Source organism: Jeotgalibacillus malaysiensis, from assembly GCF_044789845.1.
GTDB lineage: Bacteria > Bacillota > Bacilli > Bacillales > Jeotgalibacillaceae > Jeotgalibacillus > Jeotgalibacillus malaysiensis_A.
In genome coordinates, this window is record NZ_CP085252.1 from 2,417,412 (window position 1) to 2,435,000 (window position 17,589).

17 protein-coding genes, 20 tRNA genes and 2 rRNA genes (1 of these 39 cut by a window edge) are annotated in these 17,589 nt (G+C 44.6%); 6 read left to right on the forward strand and 33 right to left on the reverse strand.

Annotated elements, in window-relative coordinates:
- Window position 1: 1 nt before the first annotated feature.
- Both LG330_RS12895 and ytkD read right to left on the reverse strand, forming a co-directional pair.
- Complete coding sequence (locus LG330_RS12895) at window positions 2–727, reverse strand: alpha/beta hydrolase family protein (protein WP_404409600.1); 726 nt, start codon at window positions 725–727, stop codon at window positions 2–4.
- Between the two features lie 55 nt (window positions 728–782).
- On the reverse strand, window positions 783–1,268 hold the full coding sequence (gene ytkD, locus LG330_RS12900) for an RNA deprotection pyrophosphohydrolase (RefSeq protein ID WP_404404464.1): 486 nt from the start codon (window positions 1,266–1,268) through the stop codon (window positions 783–785).
- An 87-nt stretch (window positions 1,269–1,355) separates the two neighbouring features.
- Between ytkD and LG330_RS12905 the strand changes: the two genes are divergently transcribed.
- Window positions 1,356–2,201, forward strand: coding sequence for a DUF6612 family protein (locus LG330_RS12905; RefSeq protein ID WP_404404466.1), 846 nt, complete (start codon window positions 1,356–1,358; stop codon window positions 2,199–2,201).
- 105 nt (window positions 2,202–2,306) lie between these two features.
- Here LG330_RS12905 and LG330_RS12910 read toward each other — a convergent pair whose 3' ends face one another.
- Window positions 2,307–2,654 (reverse strand): hydrolase, encoded by a 348-nt coding sequence (locus LG330_RS12910; protein ID WP_404404468.1) that lies wholly within the window; start codon window positions 2,652–2,654, stop codon window positions 2,307–2,309.
- Window positions 2,655–2,787: 133 nt separating this feature from the next.
- Here LG330_RS12910 and LG330_RS12915 point away from each other — a divergent pair, with 133 nt between their 5' ends.
- The gene (locus LG330_RS12915; RefSeq protein WP_404404470.1) at window positions 2,788–3,021 is read left to right on the forward strand and encodes a DUF6154 family protein; all 234 of its coding nucleotides are present in this window, start codon (window positions 2,788–2,790) and stop codon (window positions 3,019–3,021) included.
- 43 nt (window positions 3,022–3,064) lie between these two features.
- Here LG330_RS12915 and LG330_RS12920 read toward each other — a convergent pair whose 3' ends face one another.
- Together LG330_RS12920 and LG330_RS12925 are read right to left on the reverse strand one after the other, a co-directional pair.
- Window positions 3,065–3,253: a putative motility protein gene (locus LG330_RS12920; RefSeq protein WP_404404472.1), complete on the reverse strand. Its 189-nt coding sequence runs from the start codon at window positions 3,251–3,253 to the stop codon at window positions 3,065–3,067.
- Window positions 3,254–3,324: 71 nt separating this feature from the next.
- Window positions 3,325–3,771 carry a Dps family protein gene (locus LG330_RS12925; protein ID WP_404404474.1) on the reverse strand — a complete coding sequence of 149 codons (447 nt, stop codon included), beginning with the start codon at window positions 3,769–3,771 and terminating at the stop codon, window positions 3,325–3,327.
- 139 nt (window positions 3,772–3,910) lie between these two features.
- Between LG330_RS12925 and yidD the strand changes: the two genes are divergently transcribed.
- Both yidD and LG330_RS12935 read left to right on the forward strand, forming a co-directional pair.
- On the forward strand, window positions 3,911–4,150 hold the full coding sequence (gene yidD, locus LG330_RS12930) for a membrane protein insertion efficiency factor YidD (protein ID WP_404404476.1): 240 nt from the start codon (window positions 3,911–3,913) through the stop codon (window positions 4,148–4,150).
- 92 nt (window positions 4,151–4,242) lie between these two features.
- Window positions 4,243–5,244 carry a metal ABC transporter solute-binding protein, Zn/Mn family gene (locus LG330_RS12935; RefSeq protein ID WP_404404478.1) on the forward strand — a complete coding sequence of 334 codons (1,002 nt, stop codon included), beginning with the start codon at window positions 4,243–4,245 and terminating at the stop codon, window positions 5,242–5,244.
- Between the two features lie 31 nt (window positions 5,245–5,275).
- On the opposite strand, the gene menC is transcribed toward LG330_RS12935, so the two are convergent.
- The 6 genes from menC to LG330_RS12965 all read right to left on the reverse strand — a co-directional run bounded on the left by menC (window position 5,276) and on the right by LG330_RS12965 (window position 12,795).
- Window positions 5,276–6,379 (reverse strand): o-succinylbenzoate synthase, encoded by a 1,104-nt coding sequence (gene menC / locus LG330_RS12940; protein ID WP_404404480.1) that lies wholly within the window; start codon window positions 6,377–6,379, stop codon window positions 5,276–5,278.
- The gene (locus tag LG330_RS12945; protein WP_404404482.1) at window positions 6,366–7,799 is read right to left on the reverse strand and encodes an o-succinylbenzoate--CoA ligase; all 1,434 of its coding nucleotides are present in this window, start codon (window positions 7,797–7,799) and stop codon (window positions 6,366–6,368) included. The genes menC and LG330_RS12945 overlap by 14 nt, the downstream gene beginning before the upstream one ends.
- A gap of 250 nt (window positions 7,800–8,049) precedes the next feature.
- The gene (gene menB / locus LG330_RS12950; protein ID WP_404404484.1) at window positions 8,050–8,868 is read right to left on the reverse strand and encodes a 1,4-dihydroxy-2-naphthoyl-CoA synthase; all 819 of its coding nucleotides are present in this window, start codon (window positions 8,866–8,868) and stop codon (window positions 8,050–8,052) included.
- Between the two features lie 13 nt (window positions 8,869–8,881).
- Window positions 8,882–9,694, reverse strand: coding sequence for a 2-succinyl-6-hydroxy-2,4-cyclohexadiene-1-carboxylate synthase (gene menH, locus LG330_RS12955; RefSeq protein ID WP_404404486.1), 813 nt, complete (start codon window positions 9,692–9,694; stop codon window positions 8,882–8,884).
- Entirely contained in the window at window positions 9,695–11,404 is a 1,710-nt protein-coding gene (gene menD, locus LG330_RS12960; RefSeq protein WP_404404488.1) for a 2-succinyl-5-enolpyruvyl-6-hydroxy-3-cyclohexene-1-carboxylic-acid synthase, read from the reverse strand.
- Complete coding sequence (locus tag LG330_RS12965) at window positions 11,401–12,795, reverse strand: isochorismate synthase MenF (RefSeq protein WP_404404490.1); 1,395 nt, start codon at window positions 12,793–12,795, stop codon at window positions 11,401–11,403. The genes menD and LG330_RS12965 overlap by 4 nt, the downstream gene beginning before the upstream one ends.
- Before the next feature lie 254 nt (window positions 12,796–13,049).
- Here LG330_RS12965 and LG330_RS12970 point away from each other — a divergent pair, with 254 nt between their 5' ends.
- On the forward strand, window positions 13,050–13,961 hold the full coding sequence (locus LG330_RS12970) for a 1,4-dihydroxy-2-naphthoate polyprenyltransferase (protein ID WP_404404492.1): 912 nt from the start codon (window positions 13,050–13,052) through the stop codon (window positions 13,959–13,961).
- 127 nt (window positions 13,962–14,088) lie between these two features.
- A complete protein-coding gene (locus tag LG330_RS12975; protein ID WP_404404494.1) occupies window positions 14,089–14,688 on the forward strand; it encodes a TraR/DksA C4-type zinc finger protein in 600 nt (199 codons plus the stop codon).
- Window positions 14,689–14,935: 247 nt separating this feature from the next.
- Here the strand turns inward: LG330_RS12975 and LG330_RS12980 are convergent.
- The 22 genes from LG330_RS12980 to LG330_RS13085 form a co-directional block, all read right to left on the reverse strand.
- A tRNA-Glu gene (locus LG330_RS12980) sits at window positions 14,936–15,007 on the reverse strand.
- A 6-nt stretch (window positions 15,008–15,013) separates the two neighbouring features.
- A tRNA-Ser gene (locus tag LG330_RS12985) sits at window positions 15,014–15,104 on the reverse strand.
- Window positions 15,105–15,111: 7 nt separating this feature from the next.
- Window positions 15,112–15,186, reverse strand: a tRNA-Asn gene (locus LG330_RS12990).
- A gap of 7 nt (window positions 15,187–15,193) precedes the next feature.
- Window positions 15,194–15,270 (reverse strand) — tRNA-Ile (locus LG330_RS12995).
- Between the two features lie 8 nt (window positions 15,271–15,278).
- Window positions 15,279–15,352: transfer RNA gene (locus tag LG330_RS13000), tRNA-Gly, on the reverse strand.
- A gap of 9 nt (window positions 15,353–15,361) precedes the next feature.
- A tRNA-His gene (locus LG330_RS13005) sits at window positions 15,362–15,437 on the reverse strand.
- Between the two features lie 16 nt (window positions 15,438–15,453).
- Window positions 15,454–15,526 (reverse strand) — tRNA-Phe (locus tag LG330_RS13010).
- A 6-nt stretch (window positions 15,527–15,532) separates the two neighbouring features.
- Window positions 15,533–15,608: transfer RNA gene (locus LG330_RS13015), tRNA-Asp, on the reverse strand.
- A 6-nt stretch (window positions 15,609–15,614) separates the two neighbouring features.
- Window positions 15,615–15,688, reverse strand: a tRNA-Met gene (locus LG330_RS13020).
- A gap of 20 nt (window positions 15,689–15,708) precedes the next feature.
- Window positions 15,709–15,801 (reverse strand) — tRNA-Ser (locus LG330_RS13025).
- Between the two features lie 15 nt (window positions 15,802–15,816).
- Window positions 15,817–15,893 (reverse strand) — tRNA-Ile (locus LG330_RS13030).
- 10 nt (window positions 15,894–15,903) lie between these two features.
- Window positions 15,904–15,980, reverse strand: a tRNA-Met gene (locus LG330_RS13035).
- A gap of 31 nt (window positions 15,981–16,011) precedes the next feature.
- Window positions 16,012–16,087 (reverse strand) — tRNA-Ala (locus LG330_RS13040).
- Window positions 16,088–16,104: 17 nt separating this feature from the next.
- Window positions 16,105–16,181, reverse strand: a tRNA-Pro gene (locus tag LG330_RS13045).
- A gap of 29 nt (window positions 16,182–16,210) precedes the next feature.
- Window positions 16,211–16,287: transfer RNA gene (locus tag LG330_RS13050), tRNA-Arg, on the reverse strand.
- An 11-nt stretch (window positions 16,288–16,298) separates the two neighbouring features.
- A tRNA-Gly gene (locus LG330_RS13055) sits at window positions 16,299–16,370 on the reverse strand.
- Window positions 16,371–16,386: 16 nt separating this feature from the next.
- Window positions 16,387–16,471: transfer RNA gene (locus LG330_RS13060), tRNA-Leu, on the reverse strand.
- A gap of 12 nt (window positions 16,472–16,483) precedes the next feature.
- Window positions 16,484–16,559 (reverse strand) — tRNA-Lys (locus tag LG330_RS13065).
- An 8-nt stretch (window positions 16,560–16,567) separates the two neighbouring features.
- A tRNA-Thr gene (locus LG330_RS13070) sits at window positions 16,568–16,643 on the reverse strand.
- Between the two features lie 4 nt (window positions 16,644–16,647).
- Window positions 16,648–16,723 (reverse strand) — tRNA-Val (locus tag LG330_RS13075).
- A gap of 18 nt (window positions 16,724–16,741) precedes the next feature.
- A 5S ribosomal RNA gene (gene rrf, locus LG330_RS13080) occupies window positions 16,742–16,857 on the reverse strand.
- Between the two features lie 186 nt (window positions 16,858–17,043).
- Window positions 17,044–17,589: ribosomal RNA gene (locus tag LG330_RS13085) — 23S ribosomal RNA — on the reverse strand (it continues 2,381 nt past the right edge of the window).

Here is a 17,589-nt window from a genome sequence, read left to right on the forward strand (position 1 = left end):
TTCAGCTCCTTTGTTTTTTCATCCAGTCCGTTAGTTTCTTCACTGTGGCAATATTATCGAGCGGTGGAAATGCATGATGGAAATCAGTATAATACCAGCTCTCTACTGATTTATTATGCTCCTTCAACTTCTCTTCCAGTTGATATGCGTGCTCAGGTGATACATTGTCATCCAGCTCACCGTGAATAATGAGCACCGGGCAGTTGAGCTTATCAATTTCATTCAGTGGTGTTCGCCAGGTATAAGCTTCAGGCACCTTTGCTGGTGAACCACCAATGACGCGCTTCATCATTCTTCTCATATCCTTTCGCTCCTGATAAGTCAGCACCATATCAGAAACGCCATTCCATGTGACAACCGAGGAAATTCCAGCATCCTCAATGCCTGCAAGCAGTGCCATAACACCGCCTCGCGAGAAGCCGAACACATGCAGGTGACCTGAAAACGACGGATGATTTCTTAAAATGATATTACCATTAACTGCGTCCATCCTGTCTTCACCAGCAAAATCCTCATTCCCTTCTCCCCCTCTGTTACCACGGTAATAAGGGGCAAACACGATAAATCCCTGTGAGGCAAACTGGGCAATTCTTGATGGGCGGACCATACCGATTCCCTTGATTCCGCCACGCAGATACAAAAAGCCGTCATACTTCCCTTCCTGAGCAGGCTCTGCCAGCAAGCCTTTCACTTTCAAACCTTCAGACCAGTAAAGCACTTCATGCATCACAATGTGCGGGTTTGGGGATGGATAAAGCTGCTTGCGAATGATCTCACCATTTTTACCCAATGCTTTTCCCTCCATCCAGTTCATGCTGAATATATTCAATCGATAGCCTGACCGTCTCATCTTTCATAATAAAACTGAACTCATCTTTGAAGCGTTCTTTTAAAATATCGCCTGTCACCATGACCGGCCCGTCTGTCTCGTGATAGTGGGGCTTTGGTGTCAGAGAGCTCAGTTCAGTGTAATAAACTGATTTAATGATTTCCGGCTCCACATCCACTTTATACTGCCCGATATAGATCAGTTCACCAACTTTTCCACCGAGTTCTTCCATCACTTCCCGGCCTGCTGCTTCAACCGTTGATTCACCTTTTTCAACCTTGCCGCCCGGGAACTCAATCCCTCTCTTTAGGTGCTGAGTTAACACCCACTGTCCGTTATAGCGTGTTAAAATAAACACGTGTGCAGGCGAGGACGAAAATGGGTGATCGTCGTAAGAATATGTAACTGTGTAACCATTTTTGTCTGTAAATTGATACATATAAGCCACCTGCTTTCAAAATAATTGAAACTTTTTGAATCTTGATCCGTATATTTGGTAAGGACCTACAAATAAGGAGATGATTGGGTGAAGAAATCAATTCTATTTACAACCGCTGCTTTAACTTTAACCTTAACCGCATGCACGGAAACCGCTGAACCTGCTGATGGAAGTAAAGACACATCATCGATGACCCTTGAAGAGGTATACAGCAAAGCGCTTGAAAAAAATAATGAAATTGAAAGCGTAAAATCAACTGCTGTACTGAATCAGTCTGTAACAATGGGGTCTGAGGCAACCATCAATTCAGTATCTGAAATTGACATGTCCATGATCAACAGCCCACTGACCGTTCACCAGGTCAACACGACAAAAATGACTGGTGAAGAGGCTGAAGAACAGAGTTTCACTATTGAATCCTATATGACCAAAGAAGGTTTTTTCATGCAAGACCCCTCTACGGGCGGCTGGGCTAAGCTTCCGTCTGAAATGTTAGAGCAGCTGCTTCAAATGAATGAATCACAATCAAACCCTGCAAGCGAGCTTGAAAACCTTGAAGCCTATATTGAAGATTTTACTTTTGAACAGGATGATGACAGCTTTATTTTAACGCTGAATGCTTCCGGTGAAAAGTTTAGCGATATGCTGATTGAGCAGACCGGCGAATTAATGCCTGATCTCGGGCTTGGTATTCCGGCAGAAGCATTATTCCAGAACACTACTTTTGAAGATGTGCTGTATGTGATTACAATTGATAAAGAAAGCTTCCTGATTGAATCACTGGATCTTGATATGACGATGAATATGAAGTTTGCTGAGGAATCCATGACGATGGAACAAAAGCTTGAGTCTGAGTACACTCATTATAATGAGGTTAAAGAGATCGAGGTGCCTCAGGAGGTTATTGAGTCTGCTGAGGAGATTGAGCTTTAAAAATGATGTAAGGCTGGGAGAAGTCCCAGCCTTTTTTAATCAACTCGCTGCGGCATTAACTTTACATCTCCGTGATGGTGATGATTGTCACAAGGCTGAATCTGTCTAATGTTCTCTATCAATAAACGGATGCTCTTCTGTAGGCGGTTTTATTCCCATTGTGACAATGTGATTCCTTGCCTCCTCATCGCCAATTTCTCCGATCAGTCTGTAGATTTTAATCAGCTGATTGTCTGACTCCTGATTGGCTCCATCCAAGTGGTAAGGTACTGAAGGCATTTGGCCGGTTAGAAACCCTTCCATCTCGGTTTCCTCATTCCGGTCGAACAGAATCCTCAATTTTGTAATTTCATCATCTGTCGCATTTACAACAAATTCATAAGGAGAATCAGTGCCGCTTCTTAAAATTTCCCGTCTGGCAACTGAAACATAGTATGTGTTTTTCTGCTCCATTTTCATCACTCCTTTCCGTTCAGTATGTCCATTACCAGTAATCTTCATGATTAGAAAAAGACTTCCCGGGTATAGTAGTAGTGAGACATACGAACTACGGATTTCCTGGACATCTTGAAAGGAGGACGGGGATATGAAACTCGTAGATGAAATTTTTGAAATGTATAAAGGTAAAATCCGGGGCAGTCAGGAAGATCTTGATATGATAGCGTTCACAATACTTGAGCAGTTAGACCATACTGAACTTCAAGAAATGATAAAAGAGCTGTCAGAAGATGAACTCGCTTATTTTATTCGTCTATACATAGTAGAATCACTTAAAGGCCGACTTGAAAAATTAGATGACACAAAAACTTTTTATCATTAACGTATTTTAAAAGGATGGGACACCGTGGTCCCATCCTTTTTTCTTACCCTTTCAGATCAATCATATGACCTTTATGCGGGTGTGGGGCAGGTGTGCCGCCCTGATTATTCATTGCTTCTAGCATTGCAACAGCGCCTGCTGCCTGTTGAGTCATTGCGCTGTTCATAATACTTAAGCTTGCTGTTTGTTGAATCTGTGCTGTCTGCTTAGCCATGATTGAAGAGATTTCCATATCATCACTCCTTAGGATCATATTATCATTAGCCATTAAAAAAAGCACTGCAAAGTAGCAGTGCCCGCTAACTATTTTCCAAGGAATGAACGAAGCATCCACGCATGTTTTTCGAGACTCTGGTGAACTGATAGCAGCATATCACTCGTCATTTCATCGTCATCCTTCTGCGCAAGATCCATACCTGTTTTTAAATCATTCATCAGTGTTTCAAAATCCTGATTAAGCACTTCGACCATCTGATCAGCGGATTCTCCACCGGCTGCTTCTTTTACAAGAGACATCTCAAGAGATTCCTTAAGTGTTGCAACCGGCTCACCTTTCAGCGCGAGCAGCCTTTCTGCAAGCTCATCAATATGGATCGCTGCTTCGTTATAGAGCTCTTCGAACTTTTCGTGAAGGGTAAAGAACTGATGTCCTTTTACATACCAGTGATAGTTATGTAGCTTTGTGTAAAGCACCGTCCAGCTTGCGATCTGTGTATTTACGCTTTTTACTAATTCGGGATTTGTACTCATGATTCATCATCCTTTCAATAAAATGTACACTACTTATTCTCTACCACTCCTTACTGATTTTAAACGTCCTGAGCATGTATGGTTTACTGTAAGCAATCTCGTGCTACACTGTAATTAATGTAACGATCGAGGTGAAAGTATGAAAAAAATGATGCTTGCAGTGATCCGTTTTTATCAAAAAGGTATTTCTCCATTAACCCCGCCCAGCTGCCGCTTTTACCCGACGTGTTCACAATATGGGCTTGAAGCCATTCAGAAACACGGTGCATTTAAAGGCGGACTTATGACGATGATCAGAATTTTAAAATGCCAGCCGCTGCACCCGGGCGGCGTTGACCATGTTCCGGATAAATGGCCGTCAGGAAGAAAAAATTCCTGACGGTTTTCTCTTGCAATCTTTTTCGTTTCATAGTAAAGTAACGATTGTTGAATCATAAATCGTAACAATTACTATTTAGAACGAGGTGCACTATGAAGAAAAAATCATTACTTATGTTAGCCGCTGTAGCCCCGTGGATACTTGCCGGCTGTAATACAGGATCAAACGAGACTGAAAGCAATGAAGATGCGCTTGAAGTTTACACGACTGTGTATCCACTTCAATATTTTGCTGAGGAGATTGGTGGCGAATACGTATCAGTTGAAACAATCTATCCGCCGGGAGCAGATGAACATACATTTGAACCTTCCCAAAGAGATATGATTGACCTTGCTGAGGGAGATGTATTCTTTTACATTGGTCTTGGACTTGAAGGATTTGTTGAGAATGCAACTGATGTATTAGCGAGTGAGAACCTGAATATGGTAGCTACAGCTGATGCTATAAGTGATGCTGAGCTCGAAGAAGGACACGCTGAACACGAAGGAGAAGAACATTCGGACGAGCATGCTCATGAAGAAGACGAGCACGCTCATGAAGAAGGTCACGAAGGACATGATCATGGTGATACAGACCCTCATGTATGGCTCGACCCAGTCCTGTCAAAATCATTAGCTGAATCAGTAAAAGATACACTGATTGAAGAAATGCCGGAACAGGAAGCGTATTTCACTGAAAACTACGAAAACCTGGTTGAACGCCTTGATGAGCTTGATCATCAGTTTGAAGAGCTTGCAAGTGAAGCTGAAATTAATCAGTTCTTTGTTTCACACGCAGCTTTTGGTTATTGGGAAAGCCGATACGGTATTGAGCAGCAGGCAATTGCCGGCATTTCAACCACAGACGAGCCTTCACAACGCGAGCTTACTGAGCTGATTGAATCTGCTTCGTCTCAAAATGTAGAATATATTTTGGTTGAACAGAATGTTACTACAAAATTAACAGATGTGATTCAGGAAGAAATTGGTGCAGAAACGCTTGCTGTGCATAACTTATCTACCTTGACTGAAGAGAATATCGAGAACGAAGAAACATATTTCTCATTGATGGAGAAAAATATTGAATCACTTAGAACAGCGATGAATGCAGAATAACGTAAAAATAGACATTGGCGTTTGCCAATGTCTATTTTTGATATTCAAACCTCTCAACCGTCACTTCATTAAGCCGTCTTCTATTAAGCTTAACCCCAATGCCGTTTCCTTTAAACGGCTCAACAAGCCCTTTATCAACTAATAGTTCAGGCGTAGTAATATCCTCTGTCCAGTATCTGTTTGAAGCTGACAAATCTCCTGGTATTGTGAAGCCCGGTAGTAGAGATAGCGAAACGTTGTGTGCCCTTGAAATACCAAATTCCAGCATACCACCGCACCAGACCTGGATTTCATGCTTCATGCACAGATCATGAATTCTTCTTGCGATCGTTACTCCGCCAACCCGTCCAATTTTGAGGTTAATTACTCTGCAGCTCTTAAATTCAACCGCATTCACTGCTGCTCCGTAAGAATTGATGCTTTCATCAAGACAAATGGGCGTGTTCATTTCACGTTGAATGGCTGCATGCCGAGCAAGGTCATCCGGTGAAAAAGGCTGCTCAATCATTTGGAGACCGAGGTCATCGAGTGCTAAAAGGTCTTTTGTATAGCCGTGGTAGGCTGAATTTGCATCTGCAAGAATTTGAATATCAGGGAACCGGTCTTTCAGTGCCTTGAGTGGCACAAGATCATATCCGGGACGTATTTTAACTTTAATCCGCTGGTACCCCTGTTTCTGTGCCTGTTCAGCCTGATTCAGCAGATCATCCAGATTCTTTGATCCGATTGCAACTCCTGCGAGCGCATGCGATCTTGTTCCTCCGATGCAGTCTGATAAAGGCTTGCCCTGCTGCTTTGCATATAAATCCCAGACAGCCATATCCACTGCAGCTTTTGCCATCGGGTTCCCTCTTACTGAAGAAAATCTTTTTTCAAGATCTTCAGGATGAGTAATTGGTTCCTGAAATAATAATGGCAGTAGATGCTCACGAATCATCTCAAGGCTCGTTTCTACTGTTTCTTCTGTATACCAGGGCGATGAAAAGGCAACACCTTCCCCAAGACCGCACGCCCCGTTTCCATCAAACAATTCCAGCACAAGCCCTTCCCGCTCCGTTACCGTTCCAAGACTTGTATGAAAAGGAGTTTTTAACGTCATGTTGATTCTACTGAAGACGGCATTAGAAAGATTCATGATTGATCTCCTCTTTTAACTTTCTTCTGACCAGCTTTCCTGCTGCGTTTCTCGGCAATTCATCTGTAAAATGATAGACTTTCGGACGCTTATAGCCTGCTAACCTCTCTTTAACAAAGGTGTGCAGGTCTTCTTCTTCTATCTGCTCAATTAAAACGACAAAGGCGGCAGGCACCTCTCCCCACTGATCATCTTTTTTACCAACGACCCCTGCTTCTTTTACAGAAGGATGACCTGAAATCACAGATTCTATTTCCGCAGGGTAAATATTTTCACCACCTGAAATAATCAGATCTGAACGCCTGTCAGCAACAAACAAGAACCCTTCATTATCCAGGTATCCGACGTCACCAGTTTTCAGCCATCCTTCAGCGAATGCCTCTTTCGTAGCCTGATCGTTGTTCAGGTACCCTTTTGTAACAGAAGGACCTTTCACAAGAATCTCACCAATTACATTTGCAGCACAGTCCCCACCCTGGTCATCGACAATTTTTATTTCACCCGGAAAAAGCGGTTTTCCTGAAGCGCCTGTTTTACGCGTTGCGTCAGCAGGAGAAAGAGTGGTGAACTGTGAAGCCGTTTCCGTCATTCCATACGATTGAAAAACGGGAATCTGCTCATGATGACATCGTTCCACTATATGTAAAGGAGCCGGTCCCCCGCCTAAAATCATGCACCTGAAAAAAGGATGGTAACTTTCATTTTTCACATCAAGCAGCCGCTGAAGCATCGTTGTGACAACTGAAATAACGGAACCTTTCCCACTTATAAGATCAGCATGTATACCGCGCTCATCAAACTTTTCATACAGTCTCACAGCAATGCCATAAATCACACTTCTCATCAGAATCGAATAGCCGCTGATATGAAATAATGGAACTGCACACATCCAGATATCATCCGGCTTGTGACCGATATTAAATGCTGAGCCGGTTGCATTTGCAAAATGATTATTGTAAGTCTGCATAACGCCTTTTGGATTTCCTGTGGTACCTGATGTATACATAATTGAGCATACGTCTTCTTTTTTAAATGCCTGAACTTTTTGACGTACACCATTTCTTAGTTCACCAATTGAAAGAGCTCTATCTGCTTCTATTGCAAATTGATCTTCATAAATAACTAACTGTGCATCACTATTTTCAAGCTGATATTGCCATTCATTTTGTGAAAGACGGTTATTCAGCATCAAAACCGGTACCCGGATCTTCTGAAGTGCATGAATCAAAAAAACAGATTGAGGCTGATTCGTAATAAGCAGTGCGACTGGTGCCTGATTCTGTATATACGGCGCGATTCGTTCAGCCAGTTCAGTCGCTTCTTCATTCATGTCACGGAATGTCCAGGCATTTTTATCACCTGAATAAAGTCCAATCTGATCCGGCGATAAAGCAGCTCTCTTCTCAAGCCAACTTTTCATATATGTATCCTCCTTTCACAAATTGAAGCTTAGTTAAAGATCATTATTGTTTCTGCACAGCTGATGATTCTCGCTGCAGGGGGCGACTTCTGTGGCAGTAAGAGACGTGTGTGTGATGCCTGGGCGAAGCCTGCGGGCTCACCGCACGGCCGCGAAGTCCCCCTCTCGCTGCAATCAGCAGCCAACTTTAACAAAGCTAAAATAGAAAAAACGCCCTGCAGGCCGGAGCTCACAGGGCAGATTCATCGATTTAAGGGAAACGAGGGAACTGACCAAAGTCAGGCTTACGCTTCTCTTTAAAGGCATCGCGGCCTTCTTTTGCTTCATCAGTTGTGTAATAAAGAAGTGTTGCGTCTCCTGCAAACTGCTGAAGACCAGCAAGACCGTCTGTATCTGCATTCATTGCAGCTTTTACAAAGCGCAGTGCAGTCGGACTCTTTTCAAGCATTTCCTCACACCATTTAACCGTCTCATCTTCAAGCTGATCAAGCGGCACAACTGTGTTTACTAAGCCCATGTCAAGCGCTTCTTTTGCATCATACTGACGGCAAAGGAACCAGATCTCGCGTGCTTTCTTGTGTCCGATAATACGTGCAAGATAGCCTGAACCATAACCGGCATCGAATGAACCGACTTTAGGTCCTGTCTGACCGAAGATTGCATTATCAGCAGCAATTGTCAGGTCACAAACAACGTGCAGGACGTGCCCGCCGCCAATTGCATAACCTGATACCATTGCAATAACCGGCTTAGGAATCACACGAATCAGACGCTGAAGGTCAAGTACGTTCAGACGTGGAATCTCGTCTTCACCTACATAACCGCCATGTCCGCGAACGCTCTGGTCTCCACCCGAACAGAATGCCTTATCGCCGACACCTGCAAGCACGATTACACCGATTTTAGAGTCATCGCGCGCAAAAGCAAAAGCATTGATCAGCTCCATTACTGTTTTTGGACGGAAAGCATTACGCACTTCCGGACGATTAATTGAGATTTTTGCAATCCCATTATACGTTTCGTATAAAATATCTTCATAGTTTCGTTCCTGTACCCATTCACGAGTCATGAAAGAAACCTCCTTAATATGTAGTTGAGTTTTTATTTAAAAACTCCCTTACCATTGTATCAAATTTTTCCGGCTGTTCCACCTGTATTGCATGTCCAGCGTGCAAAATGTTCTGATGCATAGCATTTGGAAGTAATTTCTCCATTTCATTTGCGATATTGATAAACTTCCGGTCCCATTCTCCGGTTAACAGTAAAACAGGAATATGAAGCGTGTTGAGATGCTCCCAATATGATTTCTGGCTGCCTGTACCCATATAACGCAGACTTTCAGCAAGACCTTCTTCTGTATTCTTCAGTCTGCCTGCGCGGATCTCTTCACGTTTTTCAGCACTTAAATGCTTTTGGGATTCAAACAGCGGCACCTGCTCCCACCTGTCAGTAAAGCGTTCAATCCCTTCGTTTTCAATAAAAGCAGCAAGTTCAGCGTCACTTTTCTGTCTTGCTAAACGTTCGTCTGGCGTTTTAAGACCTGGAGATGCACTCTCCAACACGAGACAGCTGACGCGCTCAGGATACATATTCGCAAAAGCGAGCGCTGTTCTGCCGCCCATTGAATAACCGATAAAAGCCGCCTTTTTAATTGCTAACTGATCAAGAATGGTTTTAATTGATTCGCAGGCCTGTTCCATCCTGTATTTTTCACTACTTGTAACCTTCGTATGACCATGTCCCGGCAAATCGATTGCGATCATCTGAAACTCATTTTTAAAAGTCTGTATCAACCTTGACCAGCTTTTTGTACTTCCGGTAAAGCCGTGCAGCAGCACAACCGGCTTGCTGCTGCCTTCAATCTCAATGTGATATTCTTCCCCGTTTACAATCATTTAGTCACCCCGCACTGCACGAGCGACGGTTTTCCATAGCTGACGGTGTGAAGCTGTATTCTTTTCACGATCAGTGATGACTTCCATCATTTTAAGCTGCGTACTGTCGGAATTGAGTGATTCCTTAAGTGCCTCTTTCGTTTCACACCGGTCATAATTAAGGTCATAAAGCGCTGCTGCATGCTTAAAATCAAGTGATGGCGGTGTGCCAAATAACGTTTCAAAATGCTCAGGCTCTGCTGCCTGTGGAAGAAACGAGAAGATTCCCCCGCCGTTATTATTCATCACAACAATCTGTAGTTGACTCGCATGCTGTTTTGTCACAAGAAGTCCGTTTAAATCATGGAACATCGACAAATCACCGATTAATAAATAAACCGGTTCCTGTTTCACAGCTGCAATGCCGAGCGCAGTCGAGACAACTCCGTCAATTCCATTTGCCCCGCGATTGGCCCAGACGTGGAATGGCTTCATTCCCCGGATCCAGAACGTATCCACATCTCGGACAGGCATACTGTTACCTACCAGCAGATGTGCCCCTTCAGGCAGAGACTCCAGTAAAGTTCCGACAGCCGCTCCTTCATCTGTTTCATTGTCAATGTAGGCTCGGATTTCACGTTCTGCTTTTTCATTGAGCGTCATCCACTGATAAAGCCATGAATCATCATTGTCCTGATCTGCTGCTTTCGCAAGCTGCTGTGCTAAAAGCGAGTCATTTACTTCTAGATAATGCGTAGCTGATGAAGTCGGGTCACGCCAGTCAGCACCTTCATCAATCAGCCACTGACTGCATGCACTCCCTTTAACATACTGCGTCAGCGCCTTTGAAACCGGCATGCCGCCAAAGCGGATAATGAGGTCCGCCTGAAGATTCTTTTTCACTTCGTCGTCTCTTAGAAATGCATCATAGCATTCAATGACAGAAGGATGTTCTGTCATCAGTGTGCGCAGTCCGCTTAATGGATCAGCCAGTACCGGGAAGCCGGTTGCTTCAGCTAGGCGAATAATTGCTGCAGCAGATTGCTGATCTTCTGAAGGCCCTGCAATAATCAGACCGTTTTTTGACTGATTTAATTGCGCTGTAAGGTCTGATAGGTAACGATCATTTAACTGCTTTTCAGCTAAATATACGGCAGACAAAGGCTGATTCTCAGGTTTGTATGACAAGTCCGGTGATAACGGCTCTCTGAAAGGAAAATTCAGGTGAACCGGCCCTTTAGGTGAGGCAGCTGATTTTGCAGCAGCCTTTGCAGCAATTCTTCCTGTGTATTGCAGCATATTCACTTCAGACTCAGGAAGCGGCATATCAAAAAACCACTTGGCGTGTTTGCCAAACAGGTTAATCTGATCAATTGCCTGAGGCGCACCATTATCACGCAGTTCGTGTGGACGATCTGCTGTCAGGACAATCAGGGGCACCCTTGCGTACCGCGCTTCTACAACAGCCGGATAATAGTTCGCAGCAGCAGTGCCTGATGTACAGACAATCACAACCGGCTCCTGAGAAGCTTTAGCCATTCCGAGTGCATAAAAAGCGGCAGAGCGTTCATCCACGTTTACATATGTATGAATATGCGGATGATTTTCCAATAAATAAGCAAGCGGCGTAGAGCGTGATCCGGGACTGATCACTGCTCTTTTGACGCCGCTTTGATAGAGCTGTTCTATAAAAGATGATACGTAAACTGTTAAATTCTTCTTATGACTCATGAAATCGTTCCTCCTACAGCTCTCACCATCGGACGCAGCTTAATCAATGTTTCCTGATACTCACTTTCAGCATCAGAATCCTTCACTACACCGCAGCCCGCATACAAATAAGCTTGGTTACCTGAAAGCAGCCCTGAACGGATAGCAACAGCAAATTCACCGTCACCTTCTGCATTCAGCCAGCCAACCGGTGCTGCATAAAAGCCCCGATCCATCTCTTCTTTCACGCGGATAATCTGCATGGCTTCATCTGTAGGTGTACCGCCAAGTGCCGGTGTAGGATGAAGTTCCTTTACAAAATCCAGAATAGATGTTCGGTCTGTAATTCCTTCAACCGGTGTATAAAGGTGCTGAATATCTCTCATTTTCATCAGGACCGGCTGTTCCGGCACAGATAATTCAGTACATAGATCTTCAAGGCTCTTTGAGATCATTCGCACAACAATTTCATGCTCTCCTAAGTTTTTCACATCATGAAGCAATTCATTCCCGAACTGCTGATCTTCTTTAACGGTCTTGCCACGGGCAATAGACCCCGCAAGACACGTCGAGAGCACTTTTTTCTGATGCTTTTTAATTAACCGCTCCGGTGTTGCCCCGATAAAACAGCTGTCCCCTGACTCAAAAGAGAATATAAAACTCTCACTCTGATCATCTCTTAACTTCTCTAGTACAGAGTCAGAACGCTTTTTGTCATCAAAAGTAACCTTCACTTTTCTTGCCAGCACGACTTTTTCAATCTCACCGCGATTAATCTGCTTCACAACCGATGTCAGTGAGGACTTCCATTCTGCCGGCTCAAATTCCTTTATTGATAAAACATTTACATCCTTTATACTGCTTACAGATTTATGCAGCAATGCAGTCTTCTGCTTCTGCATCTGATTCCATACCTGAACAGCACTGTCACCTTTTTTGCATTCAACATTTATGGTTAAAAAGGTCTTGCCATACTGATCAACAGTCAGCATAAAAGCAGGCAGCTGGAAATAACCCTGCTCATAAGCAGACCACTCTGTACTTCTTGTTTTCTCGGGATCAAATGAGAAACCGCCGAAAATAATCGGTCCGGTCCAAGCGTCCCCTTTTTCAATAACCGCATTTTTGAGGAATGCTTTCCACTGATCACTCAGTGAATCAAACCGCTCATGCTCTTTAATATAAAATGTTTTTGCAGAACCGGCACCTGCAAAGATAAGCTCTGACTTTGGATCCTGCCAGAAAGACCGGTTTCCGTTAAAGATAGAATAACCCGCTTCATAAAACTGAAGAGGGTCTATCGATTCGACTTTCATCGTTTTACTATATAAGACAGGTCGATTCAACTTTTCCGCCATTTCATACGCCTGTTCAAAAGTTGTAAATCCTTGTGATTGATGTAGGATTCTCACTGTGCTTCCCTCCAAAAAAACGCACATTTGTCCATGGTTTACTCTCTTAAAGATACACTTCTTTTGACAGCACTGTCAACGAATCGTCATTTTTGAATGCTTTTTTTGTAACGGTTTACACTTGAAGATTTTACAGTCTTTTCTAAACAATCTGTTTCTTTTTTTACCTATTTAAAAACGATATAATAGAATAAGATATTTTTGTCACAATTCGCTTATGCGAACTTTAATAGACATGTTGGGAGAGAATCAATATGAGTGAAAGACCTGAACGCGATCAGGGGTGGAGAATCTGGTGGCAGCTGACACGCCCCCATACACTAACTGCAGCTTTTGTACCCGTTCTGCTTGGTACAGTACTTGCATTAAATTATGCTGAAATGGACTGGCTGCTTTTTCTGGCAATGTTAACAGCCAGCATTCTGATTCAGGCAGCAGCAAATATGATCAATGAATACTTTGATTACGTGCGCGGTCTCGATAATGAAAACTCTGTCGGAATCGGCGGGGCAATTGTTCGTAACGGGGTTAAACCTAAAACAGTGATTAACCTCGCGTATACATTGTTCGGAGTGGCACTCCTGTTAGGTATTTACATCTGTGTCAACAGCTCATGGTGGATCGCTGTAATTGGATTAATCTGTATGGCAGCAGCCTACTTTTACACAGGCGGACCTGTACCGATCGCATACACACCATTTGGAGAACTCGCTGCAGGCTTCTTTATGGGATTTGTCATCATCCTGATCTCATTTTACATTCAGACCGGAATGATCAATACAATCGCTATGTTTGTGTCAATTCCAGTATCAATCTTAGTAGGAGCAATCCTTCTTGCAAACAATATACGCGACCTGGACGGCGATAAAGAAAACGGCCGAAAAACAATTGCGATTCTGTTAGGGCGTAAATACGCCATCTATTTCCTTGCTTCAATGTTTGCTACTGCCTATGGATTTGTCATCATCCTTGTCATCACGGGAGCAGTCACACCATGGATGCTGATCAGCTTCCTGAGTATCCCTAAAGCAGTAAAAGCCACAAAAGGATTTATCGGCAAAACAAAACCGATGCAAATGATGCCAGCAATGAAAGCAACGGCGCAGACCAATACGATATTCGGATTCCTTTTATCAATCGGCTTACTAATCGGATACTTTTCATAAGACAGAACCCCGCTCATATCAGGCGGGGTTTTTATTTTTGAGCTTTGACAAACGTTTAAAAGGTTTTAATTCCTGTCAGAAGGATAAACTGTAATATGCAGCAGATTAGAAGGAAGGATGAATAAATATGATTACAAAAGAGCAGCAAAATACATTAAAAGATGAATTATATACACGTAAAAAGCAGATCATCGAACAAAATGAAAATACAGAGGAATACGAGAATACTGAACTCTCGAATTACGATAATCACCCCGCTGACAATGCAACAGATCTTTATGAACGTGAAAAAGATCTGGCACTGGAAGAACATACGCAAAAAGAACTTGACGACATTAATGCAGCATTAAAAGCTATGGATGAAGGAACGTACGGCATTTGTGCTGTTAGTGGTGAGGATATCCCTTTTGAACGCCTCGAGGCGATGCCAACAGCACTTACTTGTGTTGAGCATACTGAGACATATCATAATCAGAATCAGCGTCCAAGTGAAGAGTCAGTGATCAGTCCGTCTACTGATCATCCTTACCGTGGTGAGGATGAAGGTGTAAGGGATTATGAAAACAGTTTTGATGAGGCTGCCAGATACGGCACATCTGAGACGCCTTCAGATATGGCAGGCGGTGAGAAAACCTATGATGATCTTTATGAGGAAGATTATGAGGATGAAGATGTAGCTAATGAAATTGATGGCAAGCATCGTAAAATTATGCCTGATGATGAATAGAGATTAATCTTGTTCTCCTTCTTTTATTTTGAAGGGGAACTTTTTTGACTTGTTGCCGCTATAGCTGAATGTTTACTTTCAACGTTTTGATTAAGGTCCCAAATGAAGTAACTATTTAGGAATTTATTTGTGATATGTGTTCTGTTCTATAATGACCACGATTTGCCCGATTTAATTGAAAGGCAGTTTTAAGGATAATAAAAAGCAGCACGACAATCAAATTGATTGTCGTGCTGCTTTTTATTGATGACCCGTACGGGATTCGAACCCGTGTTACCGCCGTGAAAGGGCGGTGTCTTAACCACTTGACCAACGGGCCTAAAACTGGCGGAGAAGGAGGGATTTGAACCCTCGCGCCGCTTACGCGACCTACACCCTTAGCAGGGGCGCCTCTTCAGCCACTTGAGTACTTCCCCGTAAAAATGGCTCCACAGGTAGGACTCGAACCTACGACCGATCGGTTAACAGCCGATTGCTCTACCACTGAGCTACTGTGGAACAAATATGGTGGGCCTAAGTGGACTCGAACCACCGACCTCACGCTTATCAGGCGTGCGCTCTAACCAGCTGAGCTATAGGCCCAAATATAATGGAGCGGGTGATGAGAATCGAACTCACGACATCAGCTTGGAAGGCTGAGGTTTTACCACTAAACTACACCCGCATACTCTAATGGGGCGACTGATGGGAATCGAACCCACGAATGCCGGAACCACAATCCGGTGCGTTAACCACTTCGCCACAATCGCCATGAAACAACAAAGATGGCTTTGGACGGAATCGAACCGCCGACACATGGATTTTCAGTCCATTGCTCTACCAACTGAGCTACAAAGCCTTAAAATGGCGGTCCCGACCGGGATCGAACCGGCGATCTCCTGCGTGACAGGCAGGCATGTTAACCGCTACACCACGGGACCAGATAATTGCGGGGGCAGGATTTGAACCTGCGACCTTCGGGTTATGAGCCCGACGAGCTACCGAACTGCTCCACCCCGCGACGATATTAAATTTAAAAAATGGAGGAGGTAGAGGGATTCGAACCCCCGCGGGCTGTTACACCCCTGTCGGTTTTCAAGACCGATCCCTTCAGCCGGACTTGGGTATACCTCCGTATAAATAAGACTATGGTGGACCTTGCAGGACTCGAACCTGCGACCGGACGGTTATGAGCCGTCTGCTCTAACCAGCTGAGCTAAAGGTCCTTTATTATATTGGTGGCGGCAGAGGGGATCGAACCCCCGACCTCACGGGTATGAACCGTACGCTCTAGCCAGCTGAGCTACGCCGCCCAATAAATAAAGTAACTTCATAAAATACATATGGTGGAGCCTAGCGGGATCGAACCGCTGACCTCCTGCGTGCAAGGCAGGCGCTCTCCCAGCTGAGCTAAGGCCCCATAGTGATTATAAAAGATGGTCGGGAAGACAGGATTTGAACCTGCGACCCCTTGGTCCCAAACCAAGTGCTCTACCAAGCTGAGCTACTCCCCGTCGATTATAGATTGTTCTATGTATTCTTATGGCGCGCCCGAGAGGAGTCGAACCCCTAACCTTTTGATCCGTAGTCAAACGCTCTATCCAATTGAGCTACGGGCGCTGAATAGAGTAAGCGGAAGACGAGATTCGAACTCGCGACCCCCACCTTGGCAAGGTGGTGTTCTACCACTGAACTACTCCCGCATGGTAATGATTAAAATGGTGCGGGTGGAGGGACTTGAACCCCCACGCCTTGCGGCACTAGATCCTAAGTCTAGCGTGTCTGCCAATTCCACCACACCCGCATAAAAAAATCATGGTGAGCCATGAAGGACTCGAACCTTCGACCCTCTGATTAAAAGTCAGATGCTCTACCAACTGAGCTAATGGCTCGAGAAAACTGGTGCCGGCAAGAGGACTTGAACCCCCAACCTACTGATTACAAGTCAGTTGCTCTACCAGTTGAGCTACACCGGCATAATGGTGGAGAATGACGGGCTCGAACCGCCGACCCTCTGCTTGTAAGGCAGATGCTCTCCCAGCTGAGCTAATTCTCCACGGTATTATGTAATACCGCCTAGCGACGTCCTACTCTCACAGGGGGAAACCCCCAACTACCATCGGCGCTGAAGAGCTTAACTTCCGTGTTCGGCATGGGAACGGGTGTGACCTCTTCGCTGTCATCACTAGACTATAAAGGCTCGCGCCTTCAAAACTGGATACGTTCATCAAAGTAAGGGATTCCCGAGAATCAACCTAGTCCAGTTTCAGCTCCTAGCTTTTCGGCTGCTTCACCCTGCCTGTTTGAGACTGACGTCTCATCCATTCAGGCTTCCACCAGCTCTCAAAGCTGACCAGTCGCTTCCACTTTCTTATATTGGTTAAGTCCTCGATCGATTAGTATTCGTCAGCTGCACATGTCACCATGCTTCCACCTCGAACCTATCTACCTGATCATCTTTCAGGGATCTTACCACTTGCGTGTGGGAAATCTCATCTTGAGGGGGGCTTCATGCTTAGATGCTTTCAGCACTTATCCCGTCCGCACATAGCTACCCAGCGATGCCATTGGCATGACAACTGGTACACCAGCGGTGCGTCCATCCCGGTCCTCTCGTACTAAGGACAGCTCCTCTCAAATTTCCTGCGCCCACGACGGATAGGGACCGAACTGTCTCACGACGTTCTGAACCCAGCTCGCGTACCGCTTTAATGGGCGAACAGCCCAACCCTTGGGACCGACTACAGCCCCAGGATGCGATGAGCCGACATCGAGGTGCCAAACCTCCCCGTCGATGTGGACTCTTGGGGGAGATAAGCCTGTTATCCCCGGGGTAGCTTTTATCCGTTGAGCGATGGCCCTTCCATGCGGAACCACCGGATCACTAAGCCCGTCTTTCGACCCTGCTCGACTTGTAGGTCT